Source organism: Rhodococcus sp. R1101 (assembly GCF_000278445.1).
Classification (GTDB): Bacteria; Actinomycetota; Actinomycetes; order Mycobacteriales; family Mycobacteriaceae; genus Rhodococcus; species Rhodococcus gordoniae.
The window spans coordinates 1-1,171 of sequence record NZ_AJVB01000754.1; the positions used below are offsets into that span (position 1 = coordinate 1).

The 1,171-nt window shown below is 74.0% G+C and carries 1 protein-coding gene; it reads right to left on the reverse strand.

What is annotated here, in order from left to right; translation table 11 throughout:
- Window positions 1-1,171: FAD-binding protein (locus tag R1101_RS28555; protein ID WP_016935680.1), on the reverse strand; the 1,171-nt coding region annotated here is incomplete at both ends.

Consider the following 1,171-nt stretch of genomic DNA (forward strand, 5'->3'; position numbering starts at 1 on the left):
CGAGCAGCAGTGCCCGCGCGGTGACGGTGAGCGCCGCGTCCTCGAGCCGATCCGCGTCGGCGCACGGTCCGGTCGTGCTCGCGCCGTCGAGTTCGACTGCGGCAGTGGCCAGCCCGTCGGCGTCGCGCACGACGAGCGCGTGCCGCGTCATGAGGTGTTGCAGACGCGCGCGGTCGCACACGGCCGAGACGACACCGGGAATGCCGGTGGACTCCGAGCGCAGCCCGGCCCGCTCGAGAGCCGCAGCCGCTCCCGCCCTCTCTCCGAGCACGAGTCCTTCGAGAAGGCTGTTGGAGGCGAGCCGGTTCGCGCCGTGCAGGCCGGTGCGCGCCACTTCGCCCGCCGCGTACAAGCCGGGAATGCGGGTGCGGCCGTGCACGTCGGTGACGACACCCCCGCACGAGTAGTGCGCGGCGGGAGCGACGGGCAGCAGATCCCGGGCGGGATCGAGGCCTGCGTCGGCGCACATCGCCGTGATGGTCGGGAATCGGGTAGCGAACCCGCCGAGGTGACGAGCGTCGAGGTAGACGTGATCCTCACCGAGCGCGGTGAGACGCTCGGCGATGGCCCGCGAGACGACGTCGCGAGGCGCGAGGTCGCCGAGCGGGTGCACGCCCTCGGTGATCGAGCGACCGCGGGAGTCGACGAGGCGTGCACCCTCGCCGCGCACCGCTTCGCTGATGAGCGGCCGCCGTCCGGTGCCGCCTTCGGCGAACAGCACGGTCGGGTGGAACTGGACGAACTCGAGGTCGGCGACCCCGGCACCGGCGGTCAGGGCCAGCGCGACACCGTCGGCGGTGGCACCGGGCGGATTCGTACTGCACGCGTACAGTTGCCCGAGGCCCCCGGTCGCGAGGAGCACGGCCGGCGCGTGGACGATGCCGAAGCCGCGGCCGTCGAGGACCAGAAGTCCGGTGACACCACGGTCGTCGGTGAGCACGCGGGCAGCGGCGGCACCGAACAGGACGGGCAGGCCCGCCGCGCCGAGAGCGCGTTGTGCCGCCACGCCGAGGGCGCGCTGCACCTCGGCGCCGGTCGCGTCGCCACCGGCGTGGATGATGCGGCGGGTGCTGTGCCCTCCCTCGCGGGTGCGGGCGATGTCGCCGTCCCCCCGGTGTCGAAGACCGCACCGACGATCGCGCAGTGCGGTGACCGCATCGGGACCGGCGGT